General features: G+C 59.4%; 17 protein-coding genes. 10 read left to right on the forward strand and 7 right to left on the reverse strand.

What is annotated here, in order from left to right:
- Positions 1-127: 127 nt before the first annotated feature.
- On the reverse strand, positions 128-2,707 hold the full coding sequence (gene mutS, locus KW841_RS13175; RefSeq protein ID WP_218476639.1) for a DNA mismatch repair protein MutS: 2,580 nt from the start codon (positions 2,705-2,707) through the stop codon (positions 128-130).
- A 211-nt stretch (positions 2,708-2,918) separates the two neighbouring features.
- Between mutS and KW841_RS13180 the strand changes: the two genes are divergently transcribed.
- The 5 genes from KW841_RS13180 to recX all read left to right on the forward strand — a co-directional run bounded on the left by KW841_RS13180 (position 2,919) and on the right by recX (position 6,404).
- Positions 2,919-3,653 carry an XRE family transcriptional regulator gene (locus KW841_RS13180; protein WP_218476642.1) on the forward strand — a complete coding sequence of 245 codons (735 nt, stop codon included), beginning with the start codon at positions 2,919-2,921 and terminating at the stop codon, positions 3,651-3,653.
- 172 nt (positions 3,654-3,825) lie between these two features.
- On the forward strand, positions 3,826-4,167 hold the full coding sequence (locus KW841_RS13185) for a phage holin family protein (protein ID WP_218476644.1): 342 nt from the start codon (positions 3,826-3,828) through the stop codon (positions 4,165-4,167).
- Positions 4,168-4,285: 118 nt separating this feature from the next.
- Complete coding sequence (locus KW841_RS13190) at positions 4,286-4,786, forward strand: CinA family protein (protein ID WP_218476646.1); 501 nt, start codon at positions 4,286-4,288, stop codon at positions 4,784-4,786.
- Between the two features lie 83 nt (positions 4,787-4,869).
- Positions 4,870-5,928 (forward strand): recombinase RecA, encoded by a 1,059-nt coding sequence (recA, locus tag KW841_RS13195; RefSeq protein ID WP_007971148.1) that lies wholly within the window; start codon positions 4,870-4,872, stop codon positions 5,926-5,928.
- An 8-nt stretch (positions 5,929-5,936) separates the two neighbouring features.
- A complete protein-coding gene (recX, locus tag KW841_RS13200; RefSeq protein WP_007971150.1) occupies positions 5,937-6,404 on the forward strand; it encodes a recombination regulator RecX in 468 nt (155 codons plus the stop codon).
- Positions 6,405-6,450: 46 nt separating this feature from the next.
- Here the strand turns inward: recX and KW841_RS13205 are convergent, their stop codons facing one another.
- The gene (locus tag KW841_RS13205) at positions 6,451-7,566 is read right to left on the reverse strand and encodes a TIGR00730 family Rossman fold protein (RefSeq protein ID WP_218476649.1); all 1,116 of its coding nucleotides are present in this window, start codon (positions 7,564-7,566) and stop codon (positions 6,451-6,453) included.
- Positions 7,567-8,046: 480 nt separating this feature from the next.
- Between KW841_RS13205 and KW841_RS13210 the strand changes: the two genes are divergently transcribed.
- Positions 8,047-8,241 carry a hypothetical protein gene (locus KW841_RS13210; RefSeq protein ID WP_102699347.1) on the forward strand — a complete coding sequence of 65 codons (195 nt, stop codon included), beginning with the start codon at positions 8,047-8,049 and terminating at the stop codon, positions 8,239-8,241.
- Here the strand turns inward: KW841_RS13210 and KW841_RS13215 are convergent, their stop codons facing one another.
- Positions 8,242-8,664 carry a quorum-sensing-regulated virulence factor family protein gene (locus KW841_RS13215; RefSeq protein WP_007971154.1) on the reverse strand — a complete coding sequence of 141 codons (423 nt, stop codon included), beginning with the start codon at positions 8,662-8,664 and terminating at the stop codon, positions 8,242-8,244. It lies immediately after the preceding gene.
- A 188-nt stretch (positions 8,665-8,852) separates the two neighbouring features.
- On the opposite strand from KW841_RS13215, the gene KW841_RS13220 reads away from it, so the two are divergent.
- The 3 genes from KW841_RS13220 (at position 8,853) to KW841_RS13230 (ending at position 10,919) form a co-directional block, all read left to right on the forward strand.
- Positions 8,853-9,611, forward strand: a complete 759-nt coding sequence (locus KW841_RS13220; RefSeq protein WP_218476651.1) for a tRNA-uridine aminocarboxypropyltransferase — start codon at positions 8,853-8,855, stop codon at positions 9,609-9,611.
- 218 nt (positions 9,612-9,829) lie between these two features.
- Positions 9,830-10,480: a response regulator transcription factor ErdR gene (gene erdR / locus KW841_RS13225; protein ID WP_007971156.1), complete on the forward strand. Its 651-nt coding sequence runs from the start codon at positions 9,830-9,832 to the stop codon at positions 10,478-10,480.
- 76 nt (positions 10,481-10,556) lie between these two features.
- A complete protein-coding gene (locus KW841_RS13230; protein WP_015093791.1) occupies positions 10,557-10,919 on the forward strand; it encodes a diacylglycerol kinase in 363 nt (120 codons plus the stop codon).
- Here KW841_RS13230 and KW841_RS13235 read toward each other — a convergent pair.
- Complete coding sequence (locus KW841_RS13235; protein WP_218476653.1) at positions 10,916-11,842, reverse strand: LysR family transcriptional regulator; 927 nt, start codon at positions 11,840-11,842, stop codon at positions 10,916-10,918. The genes KW841_RS13230 and KW841_RS13235 overlap by 4 nt on opposite strands.
- Before the next feature lie 145 nt (positions 11,843-11,987).
- Between KW841_RS13235 and fpr the strand changes: the two genes are divergently transcribed.
- Positions 11,988-12,767: a ferredoxin-NADP reductase gene (gene fpr, locus KW841_RS13240; RefSeq protein WP_003443014.1), complete on the forward strand. Its 780-nt coding sequence runs from the start codon at positions 11,988-11,990 to the stop codon at positions 12,765-12,767.
- Between the two features lie 183 nt (positions 12,768-12,950).
- On the opposite strand, the gene tsaA is transcribed toward fpr, so the two are convergent.
- The 3 genes from tsaA to KW841_RS13255 all read right to left on the reverse strand — a co-directional run bounded on the left by tsaA (position 12,951) and on the right by KW841_RS13255 (position 15,293).
- Positions 12,951-13,649 (reverse strand): tRNA (N6-threonylcarbamoyladenosine(37)-N6)-methyltransferase TrmO, encoded by a 699-nt coding sequence (gene tsaA / locus KW841_RS13245; protein WP_218476655.1) that lies wholly within the window; start codon positions 13,647-13,649, stop codon positions 12,951-12,953.
- Between the two features lie 185 nt (positions 13,650-13,834).
- Positions 13,835-14,605: an SDR family oxidoreductase gene (locus tag KW841_RS13250; protein ID WP_218476658.1), complete on the reverse strand. Its 771-nt coding sequence runs from the start codon at positions 14,603-14,605 to the stop codon at positions 13,835-13,837.
- Between the two features lie 217 nt (positions 14,606-14,822).
- Positions 14,823-15,293 carry a DUF1456 family protein gene (locus KW841_RS13255; RefSeq protein ID WP_007971161.1) on the reverse strand — a complete coding sequence of 157 codons (471 nt, stop codon included), beginning with the start codon at positions 15,291-15,293 and terminating at the stop codon, positions 14,823-14,825.
- Positions 15,294-15,348 lie beyond the last annotated feature (55 nt).

Consider the following 15,348-nt stretch of genomic DNA (forward strand, 5'->3'; position numbering starts at 1 on the left):
CAGGCGCGGCTTGCTGCGCCCCTTCTCGTAGGGGTCGCCAGGTTTGGGAGCGATAGTCTGCTGGCCAGGCTATTAGCCAGCAGCATCCCAAACCGCGCGAGATTCTAACAGCTTGCAAGCCGCTGCGTTAGATCCGTGTCTTCAGTGTATAGAGCAATTCGAGAGCACGGCGTGGTGTCATGTCGTCCAGATCGAGCTTGGCCAGGTCATCCAGCACCGGGTGCGGCAGACTGGCGAACATGTCGCTTTGCTGTGGAGCCGCCGGTTTACCTTTGGCCGGTGCTGGCGACTCATGGGGCAGGGCGGTGTCTTCCAGGCGGCTCAAATGCTCGCGGGCGCGGGTAATGACTTCGGTCGGTACACCTGCCAACTGTGCCACGGCCAGGCCATAACTCTGGCTGGCCGGCCCCGGCAGCACGTGGTGCAGGAACACGATGCGTTCATTGTGCTCGGTGGCATTGAGGTGCACGTTGGCCACCAGCGGCTGGGCCTCCGGCAGGACGGTCAGTTCGAAGTAGTGGGTGGCGAACAGCGTGTAGGCACGCAGATGCGCCAGGCGTTCGGCCGCCGCCCAGGCCAGCGACAGGCCGTCGAAGGTGCTGGTGCCGCGCCCGACTTCGTCCATCAATACCAGGCTACGCTCGGTGGCGTTGTGCAGAATGTTCGCGGTTTCGCTCATTTCCACCATGAAGGTCGAGCGTCCGCCGGCCAGGTCATCGCTGGAACCGATCCGGGTGAAGATGCGGTCGACCAGCGACAATTCGCAACTGGCTGCCGGCACGAAGCTGCCGATATGCGCCAGCAGCACAATCAGGGCGGTCTGGCGCATGTAGGTGGATTTACCGCCCATGTTCGGGCCGGTGATCACCAGCATGCGCGTGTTGTCGTCCAGGCTCAGGTCGTTGGCCACGAACGGCGTGGTCAGCACTTGCTCGACCACCGGATGGCGGCCCTGGCTGATGCGCATGCACGGCTCGCTGACGAAGCGCGGGCAGTTCAGGTCGAGGTTCAGTGCACGCTCGGCCAGGTTGCTCAAGACGTCCAGTTCGGCCAAGGCACCGGCGGTGTCCTGCAAGGGTGGCAGCTGGGCGATCAGGTCTTCGAGCAGTGCTTCGTACAGCATCTTCTCGCGGGCCAGGGCGCGGCTCTTGGCTGACAATGCCTTGTCTTCGAACGCCTTGAGTTCCGGCGTAATGAAACGCTCGGCACCTTTGAGCGTCTGGCGGCGAATATAGTCGGCCGGTGCCGACTCCGCCTGCTTGCTTGGCAACTCGATGAAGTAACCGTGAATGCGGTTGTAGCCGACTTTCAGGTGCGACAGGCCGGTGCGGGCCTTTTCCCGTGCTTCGAGGTCGATCAGGAATTGTCCGGCGTTTTCGCTGAGCGACTGCAGTTCGTCGAGTTCGCTGTCGTAGCCGGTTTTCAGCACGCCGCCGTCCCGAATGACCGCCGGCGGGTTGTCGATGATGGCCTTCTCCAGCAGTGCCGCCAGTTCCGGGTAGGTACTGGTGATGCTGGCGAGTTGCTGCAGGTGCGGGGCTTCGAGCTCGGTCATCGCCACTTGCAGTTCGGGCAGTGCGCCGAGGGCGTCACGCAAGCGAGCGAGGTCGCGTGGCCGGGCGTTGCGCAGGCCGATCCGCGCAAGAATCCGCTCGATGTCACCGATTTCCTTGAGCTGCGGTTGCAGTCTCTCGAAGCGGTAACCGTCGAGCAGGCAGGTGATCGAGGTCTGGCGTGCCAACAGCACCGTCAAATCGCGTAACGGGCGATTCAGCCAGCGGGTCAGCAGGCGGCTGCCCATGGCAGTCTGGCAACGGTCCACCACCGATTGCAGGGTGTTGTCGCGGCCCCCGGCCAGGTTGGTGTCGAGCTCCAGGTTGCGACGGCTGGCGCCATCGAGCACCACGGTGTCGTCCAGGCGTTCATGACGCAAACTGCGCAAGTGGGGCAGGGCGGTGCGCTGGGTTTCCTTGGCATAGGCCAGCAGGCAACCGGCGGCGCCGATGGCCAGGGTCAGGTTTTCGCAGCCAAAGCCTTTGAGGTCCTGGGTCGAGAATTGCTGGCACAGGCTTTTGAGCGCCGAATCGCGCTCGAAATCCCACGGCGCACGGCGACGCACACCGCGGCGTTTTTCCGCCGGCAAATCCTTGGGCCAGTCATCCGGGATCAGCAGTTCCACCGGGTTGACCCGCTCCAGTTCCGCCAGCAGGTTTTCCCACCCCTTGATTTCCAGCACGCTGAAGTTGCCGCTGGTGATGTCCAGCACCGCCAGACCGAACAGACGCTCATCACCCAGAACGGCAGCGATCAGGTTGTCTCGACGCTCATCCAGCAGCGCCTCGTCACTCACCGTCCCCGGCGTGATGATGCGCACGACCTGCCGCTCCACGGGCCCTTTGCTGGTGGCCGGGTCACCGACCTGCTCGCAGATCACCACCGACTCGCCAAGCTTCACCAGTTTCGCCAGGTAGCCCTCGGCGGCGTGGTATGGAATCCCGCACATCGGAATCGCCTGCCCGGCCGACTGCCCACGGGCGGTCAGGGTGATGTCCAGCAACTTGGCGGCCTTCTTCGCGTCTTCATAGAAGATCTCGTAGAAGTCGCCCATGCGGTAGAACATCAACTGGTCCGGGTGCTGGTTTTTCAGGCGCCAGTACTGCTGCATCATCGGGGTGTGGGAGGACAGGTCGGAGACGGCTTTATTCATCGGATTGTCAGGAAGCTCGTTGAAAGAGGTGGGGCAAAAGCGGGGCAACGGCCAGGCTTTTCCGCGATGGGCGCAAGGTTACCATGGGCGCTCTACCCGACGCAGGCATCGCGGCCGGGTGACATCTTTTACGATGCAAAAAAGCAGGTTATGCATCGATCATGCAATTCGGCATTTGTCTTCTGCGAAAATAACCAGCACTATGCGCGTTATGCACAAACGCAACGTATCTACTGTCTTAAGAGCATTGCTCGATCAGCACGGGATCTCCCCCACGGAGCTTCACCGTCGTACCGGCGTGCCTCAATCCACGCTCTCGCGCATTCTCAGCGGGAAGATCGTCGATCCTTCGGATAAACATATTTCGAAGATCGCCGAGTACTTCTCCGTGAGCACCGACCAATTGCGGGGGCGCGCGGACGTCGTGCCCGCCGCCAATGCCGGGCGCGCTCCTGTGCATTCGGAACTCAAGGATATAAGCCTGTGGGACGACGATACCCCTGTCGATGACGACGAGGTGTCGGTCCCCTTTCTTCGCGAGGTTGAATTGGCCGCAGGATCGGGAAGATTCGTCATCGAAGAAAGCGAGCGCTCTAGCCTGCGTTTCGGCAAGCGTAGCCTGCGCCATAACGGCGTACAGTTCGACCAGGCCAAGTGCGTGACAGTGCGGGGCAACAGCATGTTACCGGTACTGCGTGACGGGGCGACGGTCGGGGTCAATGCCGGCAAGTGCGGGATTGGCGATATCGTTGATGGCGACCTTTATGCAATCAATCACAACGGCCAATTGCGGGTGAAGCAGCTGTATCGCCTGCCGACCGGGATTCGCCTGCGAAGCTTTAATCGTGATGAGCACCCGGACGAGGATTACACCTTTCAGGAAGTCCAGGAGGAACCGATTGTTATCCTCGGGCATGTCTTCTGGTGGGGCATGTACGCCCGCTAATGCCCTCTGCGTTCGGATAAAACCCGCTTCCTGAGCGGGTTTTTTTCGTTTGCTGAAAGCATTGGATTGCCTTTGAGTATGCATTGATGCATTGACTGTGTATGCGTCAATGCATAGTCTTGCTACCTATCTTCAAGAACGCAGTGTGACCGTTCACTCAGGGAGGCAAGAAATGACCGCTGAGCAATATGCGTTGCTGGACATGCCTCTTTGGCTGCTCATTATCCTTCCAGTTCTCGGTGGCGTAACCGGTGAGATGTGGCGTGCCGATAAAGAAGGCGTTCGTGGCTGGCCCCTTGTCCGGCGCCTGAGCCTGCGGTCTGGCTCCAGCATGATCTGCGGCGCCTCGATCATCATGCTGCTGCACGCCGCCAATGTTTCCATTTGGGCCGCTTGTGCGGGGGGCTGTTTAACGGCGATGGCCGGGACAGACGTAGTTTTAGGGTTGTATGAACGTTGGGCGGCCAGGCGCATGGGTGTCGGTCATGTTTCATCCGGTGACGTGGGCGATTGAATCCCCCGGCAGACCTTTTCCAGAGCCTCTGGTTCTTTACATTTTGATCGGGCCTGTCGCTTGCAAGTGCAGTCTGCTGGTGTACGGTTAACCCATCCCGCCCCATCAGGAGATGACCGTGAAAGTAATTACCCAGCTCGCCGCTGACCTTGGAAGGCAATTGCAGATTCTCAATGCCCACGTTTCCACGGCCGAGTCCTGCACCGGAGGCGGGATCGCCGAGGCGATCACCCGTATTCCGGGCAGCTCGGCGTGGTTCGAGGCCGGTTACGTCACTTATTCCAACCTGCAGAAGAACCTGCAACTGGATGTTCCTGTGGAGTTGTTCACTGCGGTGGGGGCGGTCAGTCGCGAGGTGGTCGAAGCGATGGCCAGGGGGGCGCAGGAGAAAAGTCGCGCGTATTTTTCCGTGGCGGTCAGTGGCGTAGCCGGGCCGGACGGTGGTTCGCCGAGCAAGCCGGTGGGGACGGTTTGGCTGGCCTGGGGCGTGGGCGAGCGAGTGTTCAGCGAGTTGCAACACTTCGCCGGTGACCGCGACGAGGTGCGCCGACAAACGGTGAAGGCCGCGCTAGAGGGGCTGCTGCGCTATGCCGCGGCAGAAATCTCAAATCAGGGGTAGGCGATCCGGAATCGCTGTGGAATAATACTGGCTACTTATACAGGTGTTGGCCGTCAGGCCTTATTGATTACGTGAGGACTTTAATGGACGACAACAAGAAGAAAGCCTTGGCTGCGGCCCTGGGTCAGATCGAACGTCAATTCGGCAAGGGTGCCGTAATGCGTATGGGCGATCAGGACCGTCAGGCGATCCCGGCCATTTCCACTGGCTCTCTGGGTCTGGACATCGCTCTCGGCATCGGCGGCCTGCCAAAAGGCCGTATTGTTGAAATCTACGGTCCTGAATCTTCCGGTAAAACCACGCTGACCTTGTCCGTGATCGCCCAGGCTCAAAAAGCCGGCGCGACCTGCGCATTCGTCGACGCCGAACACGCCCTCGACCCTGAGTACGCCGGCAAGCTGGGCGTCAACGTCGACGACCTGCTGGTTTCCCAGCCGGACACCGGCGAGCAGGCCCTGGAAATCACCGATATGCTGGTGCGTTCCAACGCAGTCGACGTGATCATCGTCGACTCCGTGGCCGCCCTGGTGCCAAAGGCTGAAATCGAAGGCGAAATGGGTGACATGCACGTGGGCCTGCAAGCCCGCCTGATGTCCCAGGCACTGCGTAAAATCACCGGTAACATCAAGAACGCCAACTGCCTGGTGATCTTCATCAACCAGATCCGCATGAAGATCGGCGTGATGTTCGGCAGCCCGGAAACCACCACCGGTGGTAACGCGCTGAAGTTCTACGCATCGGTTCGTCTGGACATCCGTCGTACTGGCGCGGTGAAGGAAGGTGATGAAGTCGTCGGTAGCGAAACCCGCGTCAAGGTCGTGAAGAACAAGGTGGCTTCGCCGTTCCGTCAGGCCGAGTTCCAGATTCTTTACGGCAAGGGCATCTACCTCAACGGTGAGATGATCGACCTGGGTGTTCTGCACGGTTTCGTTGAGAAGTCCGGCGCCTGGTATGCCTATGAAGGCACCAAGATCGGTCAGGGCAAGGCCAACTCGGCCAAGTTCCTGGCGGACAACCCGGAAGTCGCGGCAAAGCTGGAGAAGCAACTGCGTGACAAGCTCCTGTCCCCGGCATCCGTAGCAGACGCCAAAGCTTCTGCGGTCAAAGAGACCGAAGACGACCTGGTTGACGCTGATATCTGATCGAAGCGATGACCGCCGTACTCGATACACTCGTCGCGGTGCGGCGAACCGCAATGGACCTGCTCGCACGACGCGAGCACGGTCGAGTCGAGCTGACGCGTAAACTGCGTCAGCGCGGCGCCCTCCCTGAAATGATCGAAACAGCACTCGACCGGTTGACGGAAGAGGGGTTGTTGTCTGAAACCCGTTACCTCGAAAGTTTCGTTTCCTACCGCGCCCGTTCCGGTTATGGCCCTTTACGCATTCGTGAAGAGTTGAGCCAGCGCGGCCTGCAACGCATCGACATTGAACTCGCCCTGCGTGAGAGCGGTATCGACTGGCAGGAGCAGTTGGCCGACACCTGGCGACGTAAATTCTCCGGGCAATTGCCGGCAGATGTCCGGGAGCGAGCCAAACAAGGCCGATTCCTGGCGTATCGGGGATACTCCATGGAAATGATCAACCGCTTGTTCAGCGGTCGAGGGATGGACGACTGAACTGAAACGGCCCGCTATTTCGATAGCGGGCCGTTTTTTTTATGCCTCACGTAACCTTTGACGGCTCCCGCGTGCGTTGTGCCTGGGATTTTGATTGTGCCCAGTTTTCCGGCAGGTTGATGTAGTCCACAAGTTCGCGCAGGCGGCCATGATTGCGGGCGTTGAAGTTGAAGACCAGTCGCGCCAGATGGCTGAATTCGGCTTCGTCGTGTTCCTCGCCGCTGTAAGTATGCTGATGGAAATGATCGCTCAGGCACAGGTCGGCGAAAGCCTCCTGCATATGTTCGAGTGCCTGGTCGTTGAGTGAGTGATTCATGCGAATCAGGAACTGATGCTTGAGCCAGCGACTGGAGTGGAAGTTGCTGTAGAACTGGTTGATGTGCTCTACCGCTTCTTCGACGTTGTAGACCAGTCTCACCAGCTTCATGTCAGTGGGCAGGATGTAATGGTTTTCCTCCAGTTGCTGGTGAATGAAGTCCAGTGCGCCTTGCCAGAATTTACCGCCCGGCGCGTCGAGCAGCACCACGGGCACCAATGGGCTCTTGCCGGTCTGAATCAGCGTCAGCACTTCCAGGGCTTCATCCAGCGTGCCAAAGCCGCCCGGGCACAGCACCAGGGCATCGGCTTCCTTGACGAAGAACAGCTTGCGGGTGAAGAAGAAATGGAAGGGCAGCAGGTTGGTCGTGCCGTCGACAGTGGGGTTGGCATGCTGCTCGAAGGGCAGGGTGATGTTGAACCCCAGGCTGTGTGTCAGTCCGGCGCCCTCGTGGGCGGCGGCCATGATGCCGCCACCGGCACCGGTAATGACCATCATGTCCGAGCGGGCCAGAGCGGCGCCGAGTTCCCGGGCCATCCTGTAGAGCGGGTGTTCCATGGGGGTACGGGCCGAGCCGAAAACCGTGACCTTGCGCCGTCCCTTGAATTGTTCGAGCACGCGGAAGGCCTGTTCCAGTTCGCGCAGGGCTTGCAAGGTGATTTTGGCATTCCAGCGGTTGTGGTCTTCCTGGGCCATGCGCAGCACGGTCAGGATCATGTCGCGGTAGATCGGGATGTTCGGGCTGTTGGGTGAAATCAGCTTGAGTTGTTCTTCGACCTTGCTGAGGAGGTCGTGGCCGCTTTCTTCAAAATGACGGCTCAGGAGGTCATTCGGTTGGTAAGGCATTCAACTTCTCCTTCTGCACAGAACCCTCGGCCCGACAACGTACGCCGGTGCCACGACACTTCATGTGTCGCTGTCTGCCCAGGCCCATGCCTGGGCGATCTACTTGACCCGAAAAGCATCGGATCATCCAAACAGGTTCTGTTTTTCCCTTGGATGAAAGAAACAATCGCACAACACGACAAGCGACGGCCAGCCCCTTTCCAGCCCTGAAAAAGTGAACGTGGATACCTGAAATCTAGACCTTCACAACGATTTGCGCTGATTGATCATTGCGCCACAACGTCTTTGCTGGCAACCGCTTATTGACGATTTGCAAGGTGGTTTCACCGCTCGTCTGAACAGGCGTCGCCTGTACCGCACTCTGATTTACTAAGTTACAGGTGCCACACGACAACTTTGCGTCAACGGCAGGACGCACCGTACATGCAGTTCAAGGATTTATCGCTCAAACATGAGTGAAGTGCAGGGAGGCGGGAAACCATGGCCAGAGTCATTCTGGAGGTCGATACGCAACTGTATCGATTGTTGAAGTCATCAGCCGAGGCGAATCATTTGAGCCTCGAAGAGGAGTGCTGCCGGCGTTTGCGTGGCGGCGAACGCCGTTCGCATTACTTGCAGGCGCTGCTGGCAGAATTGCGCGCCGAAGATGAACAGCGGCGCGCCAATTCCCGGTGATTACTTTTTCTTCTTGGCCGGTTGCAGGCAATCCGATTCCTGGAAGCTGGCGGAGCCAACCGGACGGTTGGTCTTCACCTCGGTGAAGTCGTAACGCATGATCGCGCCCTTGGCCATCAGCTTGCGAAACCCTTCGTTTCTGCAGACAGAAGCGCCCAGCTGGAAGTACACCGCCTTCGGGTCTGCACGCATCTTGTCGGCGTGGCTGCTCTGCACGCTCAGGTGGTTGATCAGCTGTTTGCCTTCAACGGTGTAGCCTTGATCGAGAATGTCTTCGTTGATCGCTCGTGGAGTGCCGACGCTGCTCTGGGTGGCGACGTTTTGCAGCATTTTGTTCAGTTCCGTGTCTTTCAAGGACGCAGCCTGGGCATTGAGGGACGACGCCAGCAAAATGGCCGCGGTAGGAACGATAAGGCGCAGCATGAAACTCTCCTGGTTCAGTGATGGGGGTTTGACCCGTCACGTGACTGTGCGTTCAGTGGCGGCGAATTATAGGGGAGGCGGGCTGGACGGTACAGGCTTGCGCCGGGCGGTCTGGTAAACTGCTGGCACTTTTTACCCTGTCGAGTGTGTTTCGTGTCGAGTTTCCTTCTCTGTGGGCGTTGCCCGCTATGAGCCCCACCCCCGCGCGCTTTGCCTTGAATGCAGTAGCCCGCTTGCGCGATCAGCGTGAGGAGGAGGGCATCAAGCCGATTCAGGCCCGTGGCTGGCGTGCGCCGCGTTGCCGTGACTGCCGGGTGATCGAGAGCCACTGCCTGTGCGCATGGCGTCCGCAGGTCGCGACTCGCTCTGGTGTATGCCTGATCATGACCAACAAGGAAGTGTTCAAGCCGAGCAACACCGGTTGGCTGATCGCCGACGTGGTCCCTGACAACCACGCCTTCATCTGGTCCCGTACGGAGGTCGATCCGAAGTTGCTGGCGCTGTTGTCCGACCCGCAATGGCAGCCGTACCTGGTGTTTCCGGGTGAATATGTCGAGCCTGAGCGGGTGACAAACAGTGTGGATGTCGATGGCGCGAAGCGTCCGTTGTTCATTCTGTTGGACGCGACCTGGACCGAAGCGCGGAAGATCTTTCGCAAGAGTCCCTATTTCGATCGATTGCCGATCCTCAGCCTGCTGCCCGAAAAACTCTCGCGCTATCGGTTGCGCCGCTCGACCCGCAGCGAGCATCTGTGCACGGCGGAAGTGGCGGCGCTGTGTCTCGACCTTGCGGGCGATGTCGACGCAGCCTCGGCGCTGGATGCCTACTTTGATGTGTTCAGCCAGCATTACCTCGACGCCAAACATCAGTTGGACATGAACGTTTCGACCCTGGCGCATGCCGAGTTGATGCCCTATGTCCAGTCGGTCACTCCTTTGATGGACTGATTGTCGCTCATACTGCAATAAACTGTACCGGGCATGCGGCTTGACCACCCTGGTTTCGCTGGGCATGCTTGGCGCCGATCAGGGCGCGGCCAGCGTTTGCAATGGCGTTTCTTGCGTTGAACGTGCCTTGTCAGTGCAGCTCCATGGCTGTGTCTTGAGGTGCTTTGGCGAGGTCCGAATGCATCGGGCGTCCCATGAAAAACAGGATCATTTGAAAAATGGCCACATACGAAATCCTGATTGCCGATGACCACCCACTGTTTCGTAGTGCCTTGCATCAAGCGTTGACCCTGGGCCTTGGCCCGGATGTCCGCCTGGTGGAGGTGGCGAGCATTGCCGAACTGGAAGTCCGCCTGACGGAAAAGTCCGACTGGGATCTGGTACTGCTGGACTTGAATATGCCGGGGGCCTACGGTTTTTCCGGGCTGGTCCTGCTACGCGGTCAGTACCCGCAGATTCCGGTGGTCATGGTCTCGGCCCAGGAAGAGCCGACCATCATGGTCAAGTCCCGCGAATTCGGCGCCAGTGGCTTCATTCCAAAATCCAGCGATTTGAGTGTGATCCAGAAAGCCGTGCGTGCGGTCCTTGATGGCGATGTGTTCTGGCCACCGCAGGCGTTCGAAGCGGTCAGCGTTTCGGCAGAGGCCAAGGCGGCCAGCGAAGGCCTTGCCAGCCTGACGCCGCAGCAATTCCGGGTGCTGACCATGGTCTGCGAAGGCTTGTTGAACAAGCAGATCGCCTACGAGTTGAGTGTTTCCGAGGCGACTATCAAGGCGCACGTGACCGCGATTTTCCGTAAACTGAATGTGCGGACCCGGACCCAGGCTGCGCTGCTCTTGCAACAACTTGAGTCAACTTCCAGCCATTAAAGGCTGGCGGCTTCACGCTTTTTTGACTTTGGTTGAACTAGCTTTCCCACTTCCTTTTTTGTCAGTTGCCCACTCTATGTCACCTTTCAAAGGCCAGACCGGTCTGAAACGAATCCTCAATGCCTCCGGTTATTCGCTGGACGGCCTGCGCGCAGCCTTCACCGGCGAAGCCGCCTTTCGGCAACTGGTATTGCTCAACGTCATCCTGATTCCCTTGTCGTTCTTCCTGAATGTCAGCCGGGTCGAACAGGCGTTGTTGATCGCGGTATGCCTGTTGGCGTTGATCGTCGAGTTGCTCAATTCGGCGGTGGAAGCGGCCATCGACCGCATTTCCCTTGAACGGCACCCGCTGTCCAAGAATGCCAAGGACATGGGCAGTGCCGCCCAGTTCGTGGCATTGAGCATGATTGCCCTGGTGTGGGCGGTCATCCTGCTCTAAGCGATTGCCGGCAGCACGATCTCGTCGCTGCGCTGAACCCCGGCGGTGAAGGCGCGGCACAGGTCGAGGAATTCGCGCATCGCCGAGGTCTGATATTTCTGTTTATGCCAGATGAAATAAAACTGTCGCGCCAGATCCAGATCCGGCGTCTCGACAGGCACCAGGCTGCCGCGGCGGAATGCGTCGCGCAACGCCAGCCGGGAAATGCAGCCAATCCCCAAACCTGACTCCACCGCGCGCTTGATCGCTTCGGTGTGCTCAAGCTCCAGACGGATATTCAAGGAAGAACGGTGATGGCGCATGGCTTGATCGAAGGTCAACCGTGTGCCGGAACCCTGTTCGCGCAAGATCCAGGCTTCGTGGCTCAACTCGTCCATGGTGGCCGTGCCGCGCTTGGCCAGCGGATGCTGAGGGGCGCAAAACACCACCAGTTCGTCCTCGACCCAGCTTTGCACTTCGATGTCCGGGTGACTGCAGTCGCCTTCGATCAGACCCAGGTCAATTTCATAGTGAGCCACCTGCTGCACAATGTTGGCAGTGTTCTGCACGTGCAGCTTCACCTGGCTTTCCGGATGGCGCTGCATGAAGCTGCCGATCAGCAGGGTGGCCAGGTAATTGCCGATGGTCAGGGTCGCGCCCACGGCCAGCGAGCCGAAACCGGACTTGCCGTTGAGCAGGTCTTCGATTTCCTTGGCCTGATCCAGCAGGGCGACCGCTTGCGGCAAAAGTTGTTTACCGAGGGCGTTCAGGCTCAGCCGTTTGCCGGCGCGGTCGAACAGTTGGCAGCTGCACTGACGCTCCAGTTCGGTGATCGAGGTGCTCGCCGCCGATTGCGAGAGGTTGAGCAAGCCCGCAGCGCGGGACACGCTTTCCTGCTGGGCGACGGCGACGAATACTTGAAGTTGACGGAGAGTAAATCGCATATCGATATAACCGATAACCCTTATCTTAATAATCAATTTAACAGATATTGTCTCTGCCTTTAGAATGCGATGCAATTGCGCAGAGCTGGCTTTCTTGCAGAGCACACCGAACACGCGCAGACCAATCTCCAGGAGTCCCACGTACATGAGCAACATGAACCACGAGCGTGTCCTCAGTGTTCACCACTGGAACGACACTCTGTTCAGCTTCAAGTGCACCCGTGATCCGGGCCTGCGCTTCGAGAACGGTCAGTTCGTGATGATCGGCCTGCAGCAGCCCAACGGCCGCCCGCTTATGCGCGCTTACTCGATTGCCAGCCCGAACTGGGAAGAGCATCTCGAGTTCTTCAGCATCAAGGTGCCTGATGGTCCGCTGACTTCGCAGTTGCAGCATCTGAAGGAAGGCGACGAGATCATCATCAGCAAGAAGCCTACCGGCACGCTGGTGCTGGATGACTTGAAGCCTGGCAAACATTTGTACCTGCTCAGCACCGGTACCGGTCTGGCGCCGTTCATGAGCGTCATCCAGGACCCGGAAACCTACGAGCGTTTCGAAAAAGTGATCCTGTGCCACGGCGTGCGTTACGTCAACGAAGTCGCTTACCGCGAGTTCATCACCGAGCACCTGCCGCAGAACGAATTCTTCGGCGAAGCCCTGCGTGACAAGTTGATCTACTACCCGACCGTGACCCGCGAGCCGTTCGAGAACGAAGGCCGCCTGACCGACCTGATGCGCAGCGGCAAGCTGTTCAGCGACATCGGTCTGCCACCGATCAACCCGCAGGACGACCGCGCCATGCTGTGCGGTAGCCCGAGCATGCTCGACGAAACCAGCGAAGTGTTGAACAGCTTCGGCCTGAAGGTTTCGCCGCGGATGCGCGAGCCGGGTGACTACTTGATCGAGCGTGCGTTCGTAGAGAAGTGACCGCAGGTCACGTGTAGGAGCGAGCCTGCTCGCGATGGAGGTCAACGATAACGCGGGAAGCTTGATACCCAGCGGCGTCCTCAGGTTTTTCGCGAGCAGGCTCGCTCCTACAGTAGATTTGCAGCGCATCTGAAAAGCCCGCATGACTTGGGAAGGTCAGGCGGGCTTATTCGTTTCCAGCGTTCAGCCCTTTGCAGGAATGACTTCCAGGACGCGGATCAGCTCCGGTGTCGGGTAATGCCAACGCACATCCAGATCCCAGAACTGCGCACCGTATTCCCGCTCGGGTGCTGGCGTTTGGTAGGCCGGGCGTGGATCCTGTGCCAGGCATTGCTCGATCAGCTCAACCAAGGGCTCTTCAAGGCGCTGGGCATGCTCGTGAGCCTGTTGCAGCGCTGCATCCGTCCACTGCACGGGAATCAGCTGCGGCGCAGCGCTGGCGATGCTGTTGGTGGCTGTATCGATGATGTCGGCGTAGGGCACGTAGGGCTTGATATCGAGAATCGGCGTGCCATCCAGCAGGTCGATACCCGAGATCCACAGGCGGTTGGCTTCGACCCTGTCCAGTTTCACCACTGATTGCCCGATGCCATTGGGGCGGTGGGTGGCGCGGGTGGCGAACACGCCCATGGATTTATTGCCGCCGAGACGAGGAGGGCGGACCTTCAGGCGAGGCTTTTCCTCCAGAGCCTGGTGGAACAGGAACAGCAGCCACACGTGGCTGACCTGCTCCAGGCCCTGTACGGCGTCCCCTTGATCGAACGGAGCCACCAGTTCCAGCACCCCACGGGCGGCCGGGGCCAGTTGTGGCTGGCGCGGAATGGCGAACTTCTCCTTGAAGCAGGAGCGCACGAAGCCGATGGGGGAAACGCTGTAGGTCATGGTTTGAGGTCGAAGCGGAATGAAGGCAGGCATGATAACCCACACGACCTCTAGCCCGGTGGCACCTGTCAGTCCGTCATCGCGGGCAAGCCACGCTCCCACAGGTTTTGTGATGGACACAAATTTTATGTGCGCTCTAGAACCCTGTGGGAGCGTGGCTTGCCCGCGATGGGCGCGCCGCCGATCTACAGACTGAACCCGCCATCCAAAGGAATGATATTCCCGGTCATGTAAGCTCCTGCGGTGCTCGCCAGACTGATCGCCAGCGCCGCCATCTCTTCCTCGCGGCCCCAACGCTTCATTGGAATCAGCGCCGTATCCTCGGCCAGTGCCTGTTCATCATCGCCAATGTGCCGGGTCATCTTGCTCGGAAAGCGACCCGGGGCGATCACGTTGACGTTGATGTGTTGGCTCACCAGTTCGCGCGCCAGAATCCTCGACAGTTGATGCAGCGCCGCCTTGCTCGGCCCGTAGGCATACGCCTGTTCGCCGAAGGATGAAATCCCGGCTACCGAACCAATGTTGATGATCCGCGCGGGATTCTGCGCTGAACCGGCTTTGCGCAGCAGGGGCAGGAATTGCTGGATACAGTTGAATACCGATGTCACGTTGAGCTGCATGACTTTTTCCCAGCCCTTGATCGGGTAGCTCTCCAGTGGTGCACCCCAGGTGGTGCCGGCATTGTTCACCAGGATGTCCAGATGGGAAATCTGCTCCCCCAGGCGTGTGGCCAGTTGCAGGACGCCCTCTTCGGTGGCGAGGTTGGCCACCATGGCCTGGCAGTGTCCAAGCGCTCCGAGTTCATCGGCGGTTTGCCGGCAGGCTTCGGCGTCGCGGGCGCAGACGTACACGGTGGCGCCTGCTTCGACGTAGGCCTTGGCGATCATCTTGCCGATACCACGGGTGCCGCCTGTCACCAGGGCGGTGCGGCCTTGCAGGGAGAAGTAGGGATGCATGGCGAGTCCTGAGAGCTGAGGTCTTTACACCCTAGTCGTCAGCCGTCCGAAACGGAGCCACTATTTTTGCGCGGAATGGGAGGCTATTCGGCCCTGTAGGAGCTGGCTTGCCAGCGATGGTCGCTAACATTGACGCGTATCGACTGGATCAACGCGGCGTTGTTGAGTCCTTCGCTGGCAAGCCAGCTCCTACAGGGGTAGCAATCAGCCTGTAGGTTTACTGCGGACGAACGCGCAGGGTCAGGCCCTTGAGGAAGTTGCGCAGCAACTGGTCGCCGCACGGGCGATAGTTGGTGTGGCCGAACTTGCGGAACAGCGCGCTCAGCTCAGGCTTGGAGACCGGGAACTCGGCGGCCTTGAGGATCGCGTGCATGTCGTCTTCTTTCAGCTCGAACGCCACCCGCAGCTTTTTCAGGATGATGTTGTTGGTCACCGGCACTTCGATCGGCTGCGGCGGACGGCTTTCGTCCTTGCCGCGCTTGAAGATCACCAGGCCGTCGAGGAAATGTGCCATGACTTCGTCCGGGCAGCGCACGAAGCCTTCTTCGTCTTCCTCTTTCTTGTCGAGATAGGTCACCAGGTCTGCCAGGGTCACGTCCAGGCCGCCGAGCTTGATGATCTCGATGACTTTCTTGTCGCTGATGTCGAGCATGTAGCGCACGCTGCGCAGTACGTCATTATGAATCATGTGTGCAGTCCTGATAATTCAGCTATGGGTGCCGCCGAAAACAGCAGCACCGAAA

This window comes from Pseudomonas sp. PDM28 (assembly GCF_019219115.1).
Classification (GTDB): Bacteria; Pseudomonadota; Gammaproteobacteria; order Pseudomonadales; family Pseudomonadaceae; genus Aquipseudomonas; species Aquipseudomonas laurylsulfatiphila.

What these genes read in the sequence shown, in the direction of transcription:
- KW841_RS13180 (WP_218476642.1), top strand. Translation starts at nt 2,919, where the DNA reads ATGCACAAACGCAACGTATCTACTGTCTTAAGAGCATTGCTCGATCAG.
- recX (WP_007971150.1), top strand. Translation starts at nt 5,937, where the DNA reads ATGACCGCCGTACTCGATACACTCGTCGCGGTGCGGCGAACCGCAATG.
- KW841_RS13210 (WP_102699347.1), top strand. Translation starts at nt 8,047, where the DNA reads ATGGCCAGAGTCATTCTGGAGGTCGATACGCAACTGTATCGATTGTTG.
- recA (WP_007971148.1), top strand. Translation starts at nt 4,870, where the DNA reads ATGGACGACAACAAGAAGAAAGCCTTGGCTGCGGCCCTGGGTCAGATC.
- KW841_RS13220 (WP_218476651.1), top strand. Translation starts at nt 8,853, where the DNA reads ATGAGCCCCACCCCCGCGCGCTTTGCCTTGAATGCAGTAGCCCGCTTG.
- KW841_RS13250 (WP_218476658.1), bottom strand. Translation starts at nt 14,605, where the DNA reads ATGCATCCCTACTTCTCCCTGCAAGGCCGCACCGCCCTGGTGACAGGC.
- KW841_RS13235 (WP_218476653.1), bottom strand. Translation starts at nt 11,842, where the DNA reads ATGCGATTTACTCTCCGTCAACTTCAAGTATTCGTCGCCGTCGCCCAG.
- fpr (WP_003443014.1), top strand. Translation starts at nt 11,988, where the DNA reads ATGAGCAACATGAACCACGAGCGTGTCCTCAGTGTTCACCACTGGAAC.
- KW841_RS13215 (WP_007971154.1), bottom strand. Translation starts at nt 8,664, where the DNA reads ATGCTGCGCCTTATCGTTCCTACCGCGGCCATTTTGCTGGCGTCGTCC.
- KW841_RS13230 (WP_015093791.1), top strand. Translation starts at nt 10,557, where the DNA reads ATGTCACCTTTCAAAGGCCAGACCGGTCTGAAACGAATCCTCAATGCC.
- erdR (WP_007971156.1), top strand. Translation starts at nt 9,830, where the DNA reads ATGGCCACATACGAAATCCTGATTGCCGATGACCACCCACTGTTTCGT.
- mutS (WP_218476639.1), bottom strand. Translation starts at nt 2,707, where the DNA reads ATGAATAAAGCCGTCTCCGACCTGTCCTCCCACACCCCGATGATGCAG.
- KW841_RS13185 (WP_218476644.1), top strand. Translation starts at nt 3,826, where the DNA reads ATGACCGCTGAGCAATATGCGTTGCTGGACATGCCTCTTTGGCTGCTC.
- tsaA (WP_218476655.1), bottom strand. Translation starts at nt 13,649, where the DNA reads ATGACCTACAGCGTTTCCCCCATCGGCTTCGTGCGCTCCTGCTTCAAG.
- KW841_RS13255 (WP_007971161.1), bottom strand. Translation starts at nt 15,293, where the DNA reads ATGATTCATAATGACGTACTGCGCAGCGTGCGCTACATGCTCGACATC.
- KW841_RS13205 (WP_218476649.1), bottom strand. Translation starts at nt 7,566, where the DNA reads ATGCCTTACCAACCGAATGACCTCCTGAGCCGTCATTTTGAAGAAAGC.